This is a genomic window from Bradyrhizobium cosmicum (assembly GCF_007290395.2).
GTDB lineage: Bacteria > Pseudomonadota > Alphaproteobacteria > Rhizobiales > Xanthobacteraceae > Bradyrhizobium > Bradyrhizobium cosmicum.
Genome location: NZ_CP041656.2, coordinates 1,895,530 through 1,910,845 on the forward strand (window position 1 = coordinate 1,895,530; position 15,316 = coordinate 1,910,845).

At 65.0% G+C, this 15,316-nt stretch carries 18 protein-coding genes; 5 read left to right on the plus strand and 13 right to left on the minus strand.

Going from position 1 to position 15,316, the window contains the following annotated elements; translation table 11 throughout:
- The first annotated feature begins 122 nt into the window (after positions 1-122).
- Positions 123-473 (plus strand): hypothetical protein, encoded by a 351-nt coding sequence (locus FNV92_RS08880; RefSeq protein ID WP_244623738.1) that lies wholly within the window; start codon positions 123-125, stop codon positions 471-473.
- Positions 474-616: 143 nt separating this feature from the next.
- Entirely contained in the window at positions 617-1,552 is a 936-nt protein-coding gene (locus FNV92_RS08885; protein ID WP_041748119.1) for a LysM peptidoglycan-binding domain-containing protein, read from the plus strand.
- A 346-nt stretch (positions 1,553-1,898) separates the two neighbouring features.
- On the opposite strand, the gene FNV92_RS08890 is transcribed toward FNV92_RS08885, so the two are convergent.
- The 3 genes from FNV92_RS08890 to FNV92_RS08900 form a co-directional block, all read right to left on the minus strand.
- Positions 1,899-2,138: a hypothetical protein gene (locus FNV92_RS08890; protein WP_143841289.1), complete on the minus strand. Its 240-nt coding sequence runs from the start codon at positions 2,136-2,138 to the stop codon at positions 1,899-1,901.
- A 23-nt stretch (positions 2,139-2,161) separates the two neighbouring features.
- Positions 2,162-2,479: a hypothetical protein gene (locus FNV92_RS08895; RefSeq protein ID WP_143841288.1), complete on the minus strand. Its 318-nt coding sequence runs from the start codon at positions 2,477-2,479 to the stop codon at positions 2,162-2,164.
- A 120-nt stretch (positions 2,480-2,599) separates the two neighbouring features.
- Entirely contained in the window at positions 2,600-3,055 is a 456-nt protein-coding gene (locus FNV92_RS08900) for an Hsp20 family protein (protein WP_143841287.1), read from the minus strand.
- A gap of 300 nt (positions 3,056-3,355) precedes the next feature.
- Between FNV92_RS08900 and FNV92_RS08905 the strand changes: the two genes are divergently transcribed.
- Positions 3,356-3,883: an Hsp20/alpha crystallin family protein gene (locus tag FNV92_RS08905; RefSeq protein WP_143841286.1), complete on the plus strand. Its 528-nt coding sequence runs from the start codon at positions 3,356-3,358 to the stop codon at positions 3,881-3,883.
- Between the two features lie 124 nt (positions 3,884-4,007).
- Here the strand turns inward: FNV92_RS08905 and FNV92_RS08910 are convergent, their stop codons facing one another.
- The gene (locus tag FNV92_RS08910) at positions 4,008-5,081 is read right to left on the minus strand and encodes a tartrate dehydrogenase (protein WP_143841285.1); all 1,074 of its coding nucleotides are present in this window, start codon (positions 5,079-5,081) and stop codon (positions 4,008-4,010) included.
- 173 nt (positions 5,082-5,254) lie between these two features.
- Between FNV92_RS08910 and FNV92_RS08915 the strand changes: the two genes are divergently transcribed.
- Together FNV92_RS08915 and FNV92_RS08920 are read left to right on the plus strand one after the other, a co-directional pair.
- Positions 5,255-6,172, plus strand: coding sequence for a LysR family transcriptional regulator (locus tag FNV92_RS08915; RefSeq protein ID WP_143841284.1), 918 nt, complete (start codon positions 5,255-5,257; stop codon positions 6,170-6,172).
- Positions 6,173-6,210: 38 nt separating this feature from the next.
- Positions 6,211-7,035, plus strand: a complete 825-nt coding sequence (locus tag FNV92_RS08920) for an aspartate dehydrogenase (protein WP_168213292.1) — start codon at positions 6,211-6,213, stop codon at positions 7,033-7,035.
- Between the two features lie 4 nt (positions 7,036-7,039).
- Here the strand turns inward: FNV92_RS08920 and FNV92_RS08925 are convergent, their stop codons facing one another.
- From FNV92_RS08925 to FNV92_RS08965, 9 genes are all read right to left on the minus strand, one after another.
- Positions 7,040-8,344 carry a PQQ-dependent sugar dehydrogenase gene (locus tag FNV92_RS08925; RefSeq protein ID WP_143841283.1) on the minus strand — a complete coding sequence of 435 codons (1,305 nt, stop codon included), beginning with the start codon at positions 8,342-8,344 and terminating at the stop codon, positions 7,040-7,042.
- Positions 8,345-8,462: 118 nt separating this feature from the next.
- On the minus strand, positions 8,463-8,672 hold the full coding sequence (locus tag FNV92_RS08930; protein ID WP_015684310.1) for a hypothetical protein: 210 nt from the start codon (positions 8,670-8,672) through the stop codon (positions 8,463-8,465).
- A gap of 107 nt (positions 8,673-8,779) precedes the next feature.
- The gene (locus FNV92_RS08935; protein ID WP_143841282.1) at positions 8,780-9,406 is read right to left on the minus strand and encodes a methyltransferase family protein; all 627 of its coding nucleotides are present in this window, start codon (positions 9,404-9,406) and stop codon (positions 8,780-8,782) included.
- 31 nt (positions 9,407-9,437) lie between these two features.
- Positions 9,438-10,469 (minus strand): NAD-dependent epimerase/dehydratase family protein, encoded by a 1,032-nt coding sequence (locus FNV92_RS08940; RefSeq protein WP_143841281.1) that lies wholly within the window; start codon positions 10,467-10,469, stop codon positions 9,438-9,440.
- Between the two features lie 28 nt (positions 10,470-10,497).
- A complete protein-coding gene (locus tag FNV92_RS08945; protein ID WP_143841280.1) occupies positions 10,498-11,016 on the minus strand; it encodes an Mpo1 family 2-hydroxy fatty acid dioxygenase in 519 nt (172 codons plus the stop codon).
- Between the two features lie 167 nt (positions 11,017-11,183).
- Positions 11,184-11,864 (minus strand): OmpA family protein, encoded by a 681-nt coding sequence (locus FNV92_RS08950; protein WP_168213291.1) that lies wholly within the window; start codon positions 11,862-11,864, stop codon positions 11,184-11,186.
- Entirely contained in the window at positions 11,864-12,280 is a 417-nt protein-coding gene (locus FNV92_RS08955; protein WP_015684316.1) for a hypothetical protein, read from the minus strand. The genes FNV92_RS08950 and FNV92_RS08955 overlap by 1 nt, the downstream gene beginning before the upstream one ends.
- A gap of 88 nt (positions 12,281-12,368) precedes the next feature.
- Entirely contained in the window at positions 12,369-12,659 is a 291-nt protein-coding gene (locus tag FNV92_RS08960; protein ID WP_143841278.1) for a type II toxin-antitoxin system HicB family antitoxin, read from the minus strand.
- Between the two features lie 7 nt (positions 12,660-12,666).
- Complete coding sequence (locus tag FNV92_RS08965; protein ID WP_143841277.1) at positions 12,667-15,249, minus strand: ATP-dependent helicase; 2,583 nt, start codon at positions 15,247-15,249, stop codon at positions 12,667-12,669.
- Positions 15,250-15,316: the final 67 nt, after the last annotated feature.

Genomic DNA, 15,316 nt, shown 5'->3' on the forward strand with positions numbered 1-15,316 from the left:
CAGGAGGCGCTGCTCGAACCCGGTTTCTGGATGACGGCGATGGTTGCGTTTCTGCCCACGGTCGCAGGCTGCCTCTATCTCTTTCTGACCCAGGGATGAGGCGCGCATCGAGCACAGCGGCCTTGCCCGCAGCCTTTTCCGCAGCCTTGGCGCTCTTGCTGGCGGGCTGCGCGTCGAGCGCAAATCTCCCGCCCGTCTATCATCCTCCACGGCCGCCCAGCGCCAAGGCAGTGAAAGAAGGCGTGACGAAAGCGGCCGCCGAAATCAAGCTGACCGGAGGGCTGGAGACATCCGCCGTCCGCCATTCCGACCACGGTCCGGGATCGTATTTCGTCTGCCTGAGGCAGCGCGGTCCGTCAGCGGGCGGACGCACCGCCTATTCGGTCTTTTTCGACGATGACAGCTATAAGGGAATCCAGAGTTCGGTGATTTCCGACGCCTGCGAAGCCGAACCATGGGTTCCTTTTAACTGATGCCGCGCTTCCGGCGCGACCAGAAGCATCCTCTGGCCCCACGGGCATCCCGAACCGGGTTCCGTGCCCCAAATTCCACCCAATCGGTGGTCACTAAGCGCCCGGGGGAGGCCTCTGCCTCTCGTGGTGGGACTGCTGGACTGATGCTTGATCCAAGGCGAATTGTCGTGCTGGCAGCAGTTGCGCTGCTCGCCCTGGGCCCCGGCCTGGCCGCTGCCTCACCGGCCAAGTCGAAGCGCGCAGCGGTTGCGACCGCCGCGCCGCCACCTCCCGCTCCGATCGAGCCTCTGCCGCCGCCGAAGATCTACCTGTTCCGCGGCGCCATGGGGCCGATCTTCTCGACCGGCATGGACCGGCTCGAAGAAAAGCTGACGCAGGCGGGCTTCTCGGCCAACGTCTACGAATTCACCATCTGCCGATGGATCGGCGATCGTGCCATCGCCAGCTACAAGGAGAGCCCGGCGCCGATCGTGCTGATCGGCCACTCCATGGGCGGTCTGTGCTCGATCGTCATCTCCGAGATGGCGGCCAAGGAGAACATCCCGATCAGCCTCGTCATCGCCATCGATCCCGCGCATGCAACCGGCGACGTACCGCTCAACGTCGAGCGCTTCATCAACATCTTCCTGTCCGACAGCGTGCTCGGTGGCGGCGACGTCGTGGCCGTGCCCGGCTTTCGCGGCCACTACGCGAGCTACGACCTCAAGGAGAACAGCCGCGTCTCGCACATCAACATCGAGAAGTCGGACGACATCCATCGCCAGATCGTCGACATGGTGACGCAGTTGCCGCGCATCCCCGTGCAAACCCAGGCCGATGCCGTGCCGCTGCGCTACCTCGTGCCCGGGAATACGCTGGTCGAGCTGTGGGACAGCGGCGTGCGGCTCCCCGTGCGCGCCGGCGACACCATGGCGAGCATCGCAGCCGCCAATCGCGTGCCGCTGTGGACGCTCGCCCAGAGCAATTCACTGGCGGAGAACGCGCCGCTCACCCCCGGCCAAACCATCATCGTCCCGCGCCATCTGACGCCGCCCGAACCGGTGGCCGCGATGGCGGCGCCCGCGCCGGGCCGGCGGTAGGCGGTCAGAAGGGCAGATGGTCGGCCCGGGCATTGCCCGACGCCGGACACCATCCGTGCCTTGTCGTCTCATTTACGCAATCGGTGCCGCGGCAGCCATCTTGTTGATGCAGCAGTCGCCAGGCTGGAGCGAGCCAGGGCGGAAGCCTGGCTCGCCGGTCGATAGGGCGCGGCCAGAAGCATTTGAAACAATGCCCTTTCAGCCGCATATTTCGCAGCGGGCCGGCCATTTCCGGACCCGTGCATGACGAGGCGTCCTTCCGTCGTGCAGACACGCCACCGCCACGTCCTTCGGCCGCACTTCTTCAGAAACACTTCGAAGGTCGGGAGGTCGTCGGACATGTCCGTCAGCCCTGGCCGCTTGCTGTCAGAAGCGCGGTTGCGTTCTCGATCGTCCTGTTCGGAGTTTTGAAGACGAGCGGAAAGGTGGAGGCTGAAAGCCTTTCGATCGCGGAGCGCTCTTCCGACAGCCGTCGCTCAATGAACCGCCGCTCGAATTCCGTCAGCTCGGTCTTGAGCAAACGCTGGTATCGGCCGATGTTGTTGCGGTGCGCGCGCAACAAGGCCAGTTCGTCATCAATCATCATCGTGGTCCCGGAGCGCGTGTTGCCTAGGCTGCGAGGCCGGTTCGCGAGACGGATCGCGTGCGGACCGGTTTGCCACCCGGAGGCCCCTTCGGATGGGGATCGAGCGTGGCGAGCGCTTCGAGAATCTCGTCGATGGTGACGGCTCGGCCCGAGCCGGGGAGTTCTCTCAGCGCCGGGTTTGATGCGACGCTGGCTGCGTCCGAGGCCCAGGATGCCAGGATCGCCCGCTTCTCGCCGGTCGACAAAACCGGATCCGTGACGACGTCGCGCGGATGATCGTAGACGGAGCCGGGGTGCAAGATCGCTTTCAGGTCGATGATGTTGTCAGCATGATCGATCATGAGAGGTCCTCCTTCTCCTTTCGATAAAACCTCTGATTTGCATTCGGGGGTGCGATCGAAGGCCGTGGTCGATCCCACCCGACGAGCGGGTGGGATCACCAGGCTTCCGACGAAAGAAGTTCAGGCGGCCTTGCCTTCGAGTTGGTGCACGGTGCCGGACGGCGCACCCTTGATGGCAATTCGCCGCGGCTTCATGGCTTCTGGAATTTCCCGGATCAGCTCGATCCTGAGCAGGCCGTTCTCGAACGCGGCACTCTGTACCTGAACATAGTCGGCAAGGTTGAATTGCCGCTTGAAGGGCCGCGCGGAAATGCCCCGGTACAGATATTCGCGTTCGGTCTTCTCCGCCTTGTTGCCCTCGACGATCACCGCGTTCTGCTCGGCCGTCACCGAGATCTCGTCGGGTGAAAAGCCCGCGATCGCGAGCGAAATCTGGTAGCGATCCTCGCTGACGCGTTCGATGTTGTAGGGAGGATAGTTGTCCTCGCCGGCACGCTGTGCCGTCTCCACGAGGTCGAAGAGGCGATCGAAACCAATGGTCGAACGCCAAAGGGGAGAGAAGTCGTAAGTGCGCATAGCCAGATCCTCCAAGGAGCAAAATGGATACGAGCGGCACCGGACACGACCGGTGCCCGTCTCAGTCTTTCCCGACCCGTCAGGCGCCGGGAACGCCACCTCTCGGCGGCAACGAAAAAAATAAAAAAACACCGTTTTGGTTTCAAGAGGGGAGGGCAGAAAAATTTCAGTGCCCTACGGATCCCGGCGACAAGCCCAGGAGCACTGCCAATCCGGACACTTTGATAAGGGTCAATGCCGCGTCGTACATACCGGCGCAGCGTGGCTCCGTTGCAGGTCTTACCTCAAAGGAGAGAGATCATGGCCAATGAAACCAAACTCCCCGTCACCAGGAAAACGCTCGCACCGGTTCCAGCGCAGGACGCTTGGAGGCCGCTTGAGGCGCTGCGCAAGGAAGTCGACCGACTGTTCGAAGATTTCTCCGGCGATGATTTCTGGCGCCGGCCTCTCCGCTCGCTCGCCGGCATCGAGAGGAATATGGCGAAGCAGTTCGCGGCCGTGCCGGCCGTCGACGTGTCCGAGAGCGACAAGGCCTATGAGATCACGGCCGAACTGCCCGGCATGGACGAGAAGGACATCGAGGTGAATGTCGCCAACGGTGCCCTGACCATCAAGGGCGAAAAGAAGGAAGAGAGGGAGGAGAAACAGAAGGACTATTACGTCTCGGAGCGGCGCTATGGTTCGTTCGAGCGCTATTTCGAGCTGCCCGATGGCGTCGATGCCGGCAAGATCGAAGCAGCATTCAAGAACGGCGTGCTCAGGGTGACATTGCCGAAGACGGCGGAGGCGCAGAAGCCTGCCAAGAAGATCGAAGTGAAGGCGGCTTGAACGATGCCGCGAACGAGGGCTGCCGCGTCACGGCGGCCTTCGTTCAAGTGATGCCGATATCACGCGACGCAGAGGGGTTGCGTTCAAGCTTATCCTCGTCGCGGCGCGTCCTTTGTTGTGTCGCTCAGACGTTCGAGCCGTGGATCGCCTCGATCACGGCGTCCGTCACTTCCTTCGTCGTCGCCTTGCCGCCGACGTCGGGCGTCAGCACGCCGGCCGCGCAGACGCGTTCGACCGCCGCCATCAGCCGGCCCGCCGCCTCCTTCTCGCCGAGATGCTCCAGCATCTGCGCGCCGGTCCAGAACGTCGCGACCGGGTTGGCGATGCCCTTGCCGGTGATGTCGAAGGCCGAGCCGTGGATCGGCTCGAACATCGAGGGGAAGCGGCGTTCCGGATCGATGTTGCCGGTGGGCGCGACGCCGAGGCTGCCCGCAAGAGCGCCGGCGAGATCCGAGAGGATGTCGGCGTGGAGGTTGGTCGCGACGATGGTGTCGAGGCTCTTCGGGTGCAGCGTCATGCGCACCGTCATGGCATCGACCAGCATCTTGTCCCAGGTCACGTCGGGGAATTCGGCCGCGACCTCGGCGGCGATCTCGTCCCACATCACCATGCCGTGACGCTGCGCGTTCGACTTGGTCACCACGGTCAAGAACTTGCGCGGACGCGATTGCGCAAGCCTGAACGCATAGCGCATGATCCGCGTGACGCCGACGCGGGTGAACACCGCGACCTCGGTGCCGACCTCCTCGGGGAGCCCCCTGTGCGCCCGGCCGCCCATGCCGGCATATTCGCCTTCCGAGTTCTCGCGCACGATCACCCAGTCGAGGTCACCGACGCCGACATTGCGCAAAGGCGAGGCGACGCCTGGCAGGATCTTGGTCGGCCGTACATTGGCGTATTGGTCAAAGCCCTGGCAGATCGGCAGGCGCAGGCCCCACAGCGTGATGTGGTCGGGGACATCAGGCGCGCCGACCGCGCCGAAATAGATCGCGTCGAATTTCTTCAATTCCGCGAGGCCGTCCGCCGGCATCATCACGCCGTGCTTCCTGTAATAGTCCGAGCCCCAGTCGAACGTCTTGACGGTGAAGGCGATGTCGCCGCTGCGTTTGGCCAGCGCCTCCAGCACGCGCACTCCGGCCGAGATGACCTCGGGGCCGATGCCGTCGGCGGGAATCGCTGCGATCGAATGGGTGCGCATGAAGATGCTCCGTAGAGATGTCAGTGCGATTGCGGGACGGGTTCGGCGGGCGCGATCTGTGCGCGGGGGATTGTGTGCAGCGAGCTTAGGCCAGGTTGCGAGGTGGACTCAATTGGCGCTGGTTTATACAAAAAAATGATATAATCCTCCGGGGCGAGGCGAGAGGATATTGGATGGAATTGCATCAGTTGCGATGCTTCGTGGCGGCGGCCGAGCAGCTGCATTTCGGCCATGCGGCGCAGCAGCTCAAGATGCTGCCCTCCGCACTGGGGCGCCAGATCAGGCTGCTCGAGGAAGATCTGGGCACCCGGCTGTTCGCGCGGACGACGCGGGCGGTGTCGCTCACGGAAGACGGCACGACGCTGCTGCGCGACGCACGCGCCATCCTCGCCAAGGTCGAGGCGGTCGAGAGCAATCTGCGCAACCGCTCGCGCGCCGGCACCGCGCGGCGGCTGCGGATCGGCGCCATCGACAGCGCGGCGGCCGGGCTGTTGCCGCCATTGCTGCGCGATTTCCGCGACAGGCATCCGGAGATCGCAGTGCAGCTCCTCGAGGACAAAACGGTGCGGCTGCTGCCGAAGATCCTGACCGGTGCCCTCGATCTCGCCTTCGTCCGCCCGCCCGACAATGCCGACAAGCGGCTCGAATTCCGCGATCTGCTGCAGGAAACGGCGATCGTGGCGTTCCCGCAGCGCCACGCGCTCGCCGGACGCAAGTCGGTCACGCTGACGGAGATCGCCGAAGAGGCGATGCTGGTGCCGGATCGCCGTTCGCGGCCGCACAGCCACGGCCTCACCATCAAATTGTTCGAACAGGCCGGGCTCACGCCGCGCATCGTGCAGGTCGCCGACGAGAAGCAGACCATCATTCATCTGGTGGCCACGAAGCTCGGCGTCGCGATCGTGCCGCGCTGGACGACCCGGATGGCGGTGTCTGGCGTGCGCTTCGTGCCGCTCCGGCCGAAGCAGAGCGGCCCCGTCGGCCGGTTGCCGCTGGCGGCGGCCTGGCTGCGCGGCTCGCGCGATCCCGCCCGCGACGCGATGCTGGCGGTGCTCGAAGCGCGCCTGCGCAGCTATGCGCGCGAGGCCTGAGCAGCTATGACACTGGCCTGGACAGAAGGTGGAAGGTGATGACGGATCAGAAAGCTTCGAGCGAATTGCGGGTGGCCATTGCCGGACTGGGCTCGATCGGCACCAAGATGGCGACCGCGCTCGATCAGGGCATCGAAGGGCTGACGCTGTCGGCTGTCGCCGTACGCGATCCCGCAAAGCATCAGGCCTTCATCGCGAGCCTGCGCAGCCCGCCGCAGATCATGCCGATCGACCAGCTCGGCGATGCCGCCGATATCGTGGTCGAGTGCGCGCCGAGCAGTCAGCTCCGCGCGATCGTCGAGCCGGCAGTGAAACGCGGCAGGGCCGCGGTCGTCGTCAGCGTCGGCGGACTGCTCGACAATTTCGATCTCGTCGATCTTGCCCGCGCCAATGGCGGCCGCATCATCGTGCCGACCGGCGCGCTGATCGGGCTCGATGCGGTCAACGCCGCCGCGGTCGGCACCATTCATTCCGTGAAGATGGTCACGCGCAAGCCGATCGACGGCCTGAAGGGAGCTCCGTTCATCGTCGAGAACAAGATCGACATCGACAATCTGCGCGAGCCTCTGAAACTGTTTGAGGGTAGCGCGCGCGAAGCGGCGAAGGGCTTTCCGGCCAACGTCAATGTCGCAGTTGCGCTGTCGCTGGCGGGCATCGGGCCCGATCGCACCCAGATCCAGGTTTGGGCGGACCCCACTGTAACGCGCAATGTTCATCGCATCGAGGTCGAAGCGGATTCGGCGCGGTTCTCGATGGGCATCGAGAACATCCCGTCCGAAAATCCCAAGACCGGGATCATCACCGCGCTGTCCGTGATCGCGCTGCTCCGCAAGCAGCGCGCCACGCTGTGTGTGGGGACGTAAAGTTTCAGGCGCCCGTGACGCGCCAGATCACGTTGCCGACGTCGTCGGCCATCAGCAGGGACTTCTTGTCGGGGCCGATCACGACGCCGACCGGGCGGCCGTAGGATTCCTTCTCGTCCGGCGCGAGGAAGCCCGACAGGATGTCGCGGCCGGGACCGGAGGGCTTTCCGTTCTCGAACGGGATAAACACCAGCTTGTAACCGGACAATGTGCTGCGATTCCACGAGCCGTGCTGGCCGATCACCATGCCGTCGGGGAAGCCGGGCAGGGTGCCCGCCGGCATCCAGCACAGGCCAAGCGATGCGGTGTGGCCGCCGAGCGCGTAGTCCGGCGTGAGGGCCTTGGCAACCATCGCCGGATCCTGCGGCACGCGATCGTCGACGGTCTTGCCCCAGTAGCAGTACGGCCAGCCATAGAAGCCGCCGTCGCGCACCGAGGTCAGGTAGTCCGGCGGCGTCTCGTCTCCGAGACCGTCGCGTTCGTTGACGACGGTCCAGAGCACGTTCGTGTTCGGCTCCCAGGCCAATCCAACGGGATTGCGCAGGCCGGCGCCGAAGATGCGATGCGTGCCGGCAACGAGGTCGAGCTCGTAGACCGCGGCGCGGCCTTCCTCGACCTCCATGCCCATCTCGGCAATGTTGCTGAGCGAGCCGACACCGGCATAGAGCTTCTTGCCGTCGGGGCTCGCGAGCAGGCTGCGCGTCCAGTGGCCGCTCGGCTTGAAATTGGTGAGCCGTTTTCCCGGCGCGATGATGCGGTCGGCATTGGCGACATAAGGGAAGGCCATCACGCCGTCGGTGTTACCGACATAGAAGGTGTCGCCGACCAGCGCCATGCCGAACGGCTGGCTGAGATTCTCCATGAAGGCGCCGCGATGCTCGGCGACGCCGTCGCCGTCCTTGTCGCGCAGCAGCGTGATGCGGTTGGCGGAAACACCGAGCGCCGCGGCGCGCCGCATCGTCGCCTGCATCGCGTAATGAAACACGGACCGTGGGGGCCCCGCGATCTGCGTCGCTTCGGCGATCAGCACATCACCATTTGGCAGCACCTCGATCCAGCGCGGATGGTCGAGGCCGGTTGCGAACGCATTGACCTTGAGCCCGGGCGCTGCGGTCGGCTTCTGTCCCTCGCTCCAGCCCCGTGCCGTCGGCATCTTCAATGTGGGCAGCGCGCCTTGCGGCTTCGCTTGGGGAATGGCGGGGGCCTGGCCCCATGCGGGCGCCGGCGCGGCGCCCGAGAGCTTCCGCCATTGCAGCGCGATGCCGCCGACGAAGGCGACGAACTGCGCAAAGATGCTGGAAAAGGTCATGATGAGCCCCCGATTGCGGGCGCATCCAACTGGTTGCCGGGGCAGACGTCAACCTGTGCGGTGCACCAGCAGGGCTTATTCCGTCGGAATGGCTGCCGACCAAATTTGCATGGAGAAATCAGCGGCTGATCTGCCGCTCCAGCCGTCGTGCCGCGCGAAAGTCGTCCATGTGATGGACGTTCGGTGCTAGCGCGGCCTCTCGCGCAAGCAGGTGATAGACCCGCGCCACGGTCCGCTGCTTCTGCTTCGTCCGGCCGGGCGGCAACCCGCGCGCCTTGCGGGCTGCGGCAATCGCATGTTCGCGGAAATAATCGTAGGCGTCCGACATGGCTAGATGCTCTGCGATCAATGCAGGTGTCGGGAGTAACGGGCTCGAGGAGAGGCGGTTCCTGATCCCAGCGAACCGGGATACGAGAACGCAGAGCTGCTAGGCCCTTACCGCGGCGACAGGAACGGGATGATCATCGGCACGCGGCGGCAATAGGCGCCGTAGGCGTCCTCGCCGAGCTCCTTGGACAGGAACACCTCTTCCATCCGGCCCTTCTGCCACATGCCGAGCGAGATCAGGATCGCACCGAGGATCGTCGTGACCAGGCCGATCGCTACCCCGGTGACGAGCATGCCGAAGATCAACCCGGTGTAGATCGGGTGACGCACGATGCCGTAGGGGCCGGTGTCGATGACGCGGTGGTCTTCCTTGTGGGTGATGGTGTTGGACCAGAACTTTCCGAGATGCAGCCGGCCCCACCAGGCGAAGGCGATGCCGGCGATCGAGAGCACCGCGGCGACATAGATGCCGCCGTTGCCGAGCACCCAGAGGGGCTTCCAGCCCAGGAGCTCCGCAACCCATGGGGTGTACAGGATGCCGCCGATCAGGATCGGCAGGCTATAGCGCTGCGACTCCAGCGTCATAACCTGCTTCTTAGTCCGGCCCTGCCAGAACGAGGCGCCCACCCAGCTGATGAGAAAGGCGAGCCAGATCAGAGCCAGCAGTTCGGTCGGCCAGGCCGTGGTCCAGCCGCCCCAGGCGACGGAGAGAAGCTTGCTGAAATCGAAGGACATGCCGAAATGTTCTTTGCGTTGGGCGGAGCGGTCAGCTCGCGCGCGAGGACAGCGCGTGATGCTCGATGGCGCCGGAGGGTGCTTCGCCGCCGCGGGCGAGCAGATGGGTGATGGTTTCGCGCAGCACCGGCTCGATCGGGCGCGGCGCATAGCCGAGCTCGTTGCGGGCCTTGTCGATCGAAAGATCGCTCGCGGCCAGCGCGATGCGAACGCCCTCCGCGGTGCCGTTGGGCGGCCGGTGCGTGAGATTGTCGGAGATGTATTCGAGCATGATCGCGGAGAGCTCGGCGATCCTGCCGGGCACGACGACCGGATACTGCCGACGTCCGCTCATCGCCGACATCATCCGCAGGATGTTGCCGAGAGGGACGCAGTCGCCGCCGAGGATATAGCGCTGGCCGATGCGGCCGCGTTCCATCGTCAGCACGAGGCCCATCGCGACGTCGCGGACATCGACGAGGTTGACCAGGAAGTTGAGATGCGGCTGCACCTTCTTCTGGAGGAAGTACCAGAGCATCGCGGTCGGCGGCGTCAGATTGTGGTCGGCGGCGCCGATCGGCATGGTCGGCGTGCCGATCACGAGCGGGAAGCCGGCGGCCGCGGCCTTCGCGGCGCAATGCTCGGCGAGCGATTTCGAGCGCGTATAGGCGCCTGGCATCGCATCGGCCGGCTGCAGCGCCTCTTCGGCAGGAACGCCCTTGAGGTCGCAATAGGGAAACAGGATCGATTCCGTCGAGCAATGCAGGAAGCGCGACACGCCGCGTTTCATTGCGGCCGCGAGCACGATCTCGGTTCCGCGGCAATTGACGTCGTGAAAGTCCTGCTTGTTGGCGACCCACATGCCCGGCAGGCCGGCGAGGTGATAGACCTGATCGACGCCTGCGATCGCAGCATCCACCGCGGCACCATCCAGCACCGAGCCTTGGACATGTTCAACGTCCGTGTTTGCCGCGGCCGGGGGCCGGACATCGAGAACACGCACCCGCTGCCCACGGGCGCGGAGCGCTTCTACGAGGTGATGTCCGATGAAACCACTGCCACCGGTAACCAGTACGAGAGCCATGCAGAAGGTTGCTGTTTCGCTTCTAGAATTATCGGGTTGAAAGGGAATTGGTCGGAAGAGGCGCCAGAATCGCGGCAAGGTCACGGCGGAAACCCAGCGCAATGAACAATTTCGCCATGACAAACATCGGCCCAAGCAACAGATGCGACGGAAATGTGAACAATGAGGCTTCGCGCCCCTCAAAAACCTTGTGGCCGATGGTCTGCGCGGCGACGCCGAGTCCGACCAGCGCGGCGAAAATCGCCCACATCAATGCGGTGCTGGCCTGCGACGAAATGGTCGTCGCGATCGAAAACAGCACGACGGAGACGGCCAGAATGCCGATCCCCAACGCCGTGTCCAGCAGCAGCCAATAGACGAGAACCGGCAGCGCCAGGATCACCGCCAGACTGACCTCGATCCCGAAGACCGGAACATGCACGAGCGTCAGCGGCAGCACGGCGCCGGTGAAGAGCAGGAGGATGCCGATCACATGCATCGCCGTGTTCCGGGGATCGCGATGGTACTCAACATAAACAGCAAGTTGGCGCTGAAAATAGCCACCCATCTCGGTCTCGTGCATTGCGGTCGGGGACAACGAAGAATGGCTATAGCACCGGACCGGGCAGTGCACAAACCGGCACTATTGTCGCGCAAGACCGTGCTTTCGCGCTGTGAGACAGGTCACAAAATGAAAGAACTTCAACGGGTTCCGTCAGCCCAAGCCGGGCCCGCTCAGCGCTTCTTGGCGGGCTTTTTCGCCGCAGGCGCAGGCGCCGCCGGATGCGCGGGTGTCTCCTCCGGCAGCTTGGCATAGGTTGCGATTTGCAACTGGCTGTTGACGGCCGAGGTCGGCCTGGCCCGGTCGAGAAACTGCTCCTCGCCGAGGCCGATCGGATGCAGCCGCTTGGTCGATATCTTGAACGTGTTCACCAGGACGTCACGGATCGCATCGGCGCGGCGCTGGCTCAGGATCGCATTGGCCTCGCGCGTCTTCGCATTGGATTCGACGTGGCCGACGATCAGGAACGTGTAGGGCAGCAGCGAGGAGTGAACCAGCGCGTCCGCGATGCGGCCAACGGTCTGGTAGGAGGCCGGCTGGATGATCGGCGTGTCGGCGTCGAACTGGATCGCAGCATTGAAGGTCGGCAGCTTGGCCAGATCGGGCGCGATCAGCGGCCGGTTCACCGGACCGGGGTCGTTCTTGATCCTCGCTTTGGCCCGCTCCATCACCTGCTGCTTCAGCGCGGGAAGGTCGACCTCGGCGGCCTCTTCGAAATGGTTGAGCTTGCCGACGATGTCGTCGCGGGTCGGCGCCGCGGTTTGCGCGCCTGCCGCGCCCGCGAGCAGTGCGAGGCCAAGACTGATACAGAGCGCGATGACGGGTCCGGCGGTGAACAGCCTGTTCGCTTGCATCACCGATACCCCGCGTCGTCGACGGCCTTCAGGCAGTTGTTGCTGATGCCCTTGGGGGTCGAGACCAGGCAGGGGATCGACTTGCTGGTCTCCTTGGTCGAACCGTTGCAGACCTTGACGATCTCGCGCTGGCAGGCGTTCGCGACCGTGACACGGGCGGCGACACGCTTCTGGATGGCGTCGAAGGCGCCGAGATAGTCGCTCTGGCATTGCTGGGACAGCACGTCGCGGTTGCGCGACAGGCACTCTTTCAGTCGGGTCGAGTCCGGATTGACGCCGCGGCAATTGGCGACGATCTCCGCGCCGCAGCTCTTGGCCAAGAGCCCGATCGAATCGCCAAAGCTCATGGTCTCCGCCGCCGCAAGCGACGGCATCCCCAATGCCAGCAAGATCAGTGTGATGGAGCCCCGGACCATGGGCGCATCTGATACGGGGAAGTTCGCGATGGTCAAGAGGCGTTCGGACCAGAACTGTCGAGAGTTCGACCCGTGCGGCGAACGGTCCTCACTCCGTGCCCTCGGTGAGGGGCGGCCATTCGATCAGGGCCACGGTATGTTTCGCCAGGTCCTCGGCCACGGCAGGGTCGGCCTTGAGCTCGTCCAAGGTCCGCGGCGGCGGAAGCTGGCGGCCGTCCTCGACCAGTTCCTGTGCATAGAACGCGAGCGCCTCGGGCGCATTCTCCATGGCTTCATCGACGTCGTCGCCGCCGGAAATGCAGCCGGGCAGGTCCGGAAACCAGACGCCAACGGCCTCATCTGGACCGGCGTTCTCGATGATGGCGATGTAGTGAGCCACGCAGGCCTCACGCCGGCTGCACGAAGCTGTCCACGACCTTCTTCTCGCCGGCCTTGTCGAAGGCGATGGTGAGCTTGTTGCCGTCGACCTTGGTGACGCGGCCGTAGCCGAACTTCTGGTGGAAGACGCGGTCGGCGAGCGAGAATTCCGAGGTCGTGCCGGTGGATTTGGCCACCAGCTCGCCCTCGATCGTCATCGGCCCGCGGCGGCGCGAGGAGAAGCTGCCGAAATCGGGCCCGGGTGACGCGGAGGATGTGAACGACGACGTCTGTTCCTCGAAGCCGCCACTTCCGCCGCCGCCATTGCGGCCGCCACCCCGGTTGCGGTTGGCCTGTGCGCGCTGCCAGCCCGGGGTCGAATAGGTCGAGCCGAATGCCTCCATGTCGTCGAAGCGGGAGGCGCCGTAGCCGCCGGTGCCACCCCAGGCCGAGCCGCCCTTGGATTCCGTGATCTCGACATTGGCGGCCGGCAGTTCGTCGAGGAAGCGCGACGGGATCGTGGTCGACCAGGTGCCGTGGATGCGCCGGTTGGTCGCGAAATAGATCATGGCGCGGCGGCGGGCGCGGGTCAGGCCGACATGGCCGAGCCGACGCTCTTCTTCCAGGCCGGCGCGGCCCTGTTCGTCCAGCGTGCGCTGGCTCGGGAACAGGCCTTCCTCCCAGCCCGGCAGGAACACGTTGTCGAATTCGAGCCCCTTGGCCGAATGCAGCGTCATCAGCGACACCGCGTCTTCGTCGGCGCCGCTGTCGCGGTCCATCACCAGCGAGATGTGCTCCAAGAACCCCTGCAGGTTCTCGAACTCCTCCATCGAGCGCACCAGCTCCTTGAGGTTCTCCAGCCGGCCCGCGGCGTCCGCCGAACGGTCCTTCTGCCACATCTCGGTATAGCCGCTCTCGTCGAGCACGATCTGGGCGAGGTCCGTATGCGCGGTGACTTCGCGCTGGGCGCGCCAGCGGTCGAACTGGGCGACAACCTCGCGCAGACTTCCGCGCGCCTTCGGTTTCAATTCGTCGGTGTCGACCACGGCGCGCGCCGCTTCGAACAGCGGGATGCGCCGCTTGCGGGCATGGTCGTGCAGCATCTGCACGGTCGCATCGCCAAGGCCGCGCTTGGGCACGTTGACGATGCGCTCGAAGGCGAGATCGTCGGCGGGCGAATTGATGACGCGCAGATAAGCCAGCGCGTCGCGGATTTCGGCGCGCTCATAGAAGCGCGGGCCGCCGATGACGCGGTAGGGCAGGCCGAGCGTGACGAAGCGGTCTTCGAACTCGCGCATCTGGTAGGAGGCGCGCACGAGAATGGCGATCTCGTTCAGCTTCTCGCCCTTGCGCTGGATCTGCTCGATCTCCTCGCCGATGCCGCGGGCTTCCTCTTCGGAATCCCAGGAGCCCGTGACCGTGACCTTCTCGCCGTCCTGGTCCTCGGTGCGCAGCGTCTTGCCAAGCCGGCCTTCGTTGTGCGCGATCAGATGCGAGGCGGCGGCGAGGATATGGCCGGTCGAGCGGTAGTTGCGCTCGAGGCGGATCACCTTGGCGCCGGGGAAATCGTGCTCGAAGCGCAGGATGTTGTCGACCTCCGCGCCGCGCCAGCCATAGATCGACTGGTCGTCGTCGCCGACGCAGCAAATGTTCTTGATGTGGGGTGACTTCTCCTTCGCCTCGCTTGTGGGCAGCGGGGAAGTCTCCACAAGCGCGGCGCTCGGAGAGTCCCCCTCACCGGCATCGCCTTGCGATGCGACCTCTCCCCGCACGCGGGGAGATGTGAGAGAAGGGGCCTGCGACAGCAGCCGCAGCCACAGATATTGCGCGACGTTCGTGTCCTGATACTCGTCGACCAGGATGTATTTGAAGCGCTGCTGGTACTGCCTGAGAATATCCGGGTGCTCGCGGAAGATCCGGATGTCTTCGAGCAGCAGGTCGCCGAAATCGGCGGCGTTCAAAATCTTCAAGCGCTCCTGGTAGCTCGCATAGAGCTTGCCGCCCTTGCCGTTGGCGAACACGGCGGCTTCGCCTGGGGGCACCTGCGACGGCGTCAGGCCGCGGTTCTTCCAGCCGTCGATCAGGCCGGCCAGCATGCGCGCCGGCCAGCGCTTGTCGTCGATGTTGTCGGCCTGCAGCAGCTGCTTCAGCAGCCGGACCTGATCATCGGTGTCGAGCACGGTGAAATTGGACTTGAGCTGCGCCAGCTCGGCATGGGTGCGCAGGATACGGCCGCCGATGGAATGGAAGGTGCCGAGCCACGGCATGCCTTCGACGGCGTGGCCGAGCATCTGGCCGAGCCGGTGCTTCATCTCGCGCGCGGCCTTGTTGGTGAAGGTCACCGACAGAATCTCGGCGGGGCGGGCGCGGCCCTGGCTCAGGATGTGGGCGATGCGCGTGGTCAGCACGCGGGTCTTGCCGGTGCCGGCGCCGGCAAGCACCAGGACCGGGCCGTCCAGGGTCTCCACGGCGTCGCGCTGCTCGGGATTGAGCCCCGCCAGATATTTCGGGCCCACCGAGGCGCGCGCACGCGCGGCGATGCCGCCGGCCGCTGGCTGGTGGTCGGGGACGCTCTCGGAGGTGATCTTGCTTGGCTCGGTCATGCGAATCATTGGCCCCACGATGGCACCGCGGGGTGGCGGAAGGGAGCCTTCATAACAGGGATTGATCCCTATATGG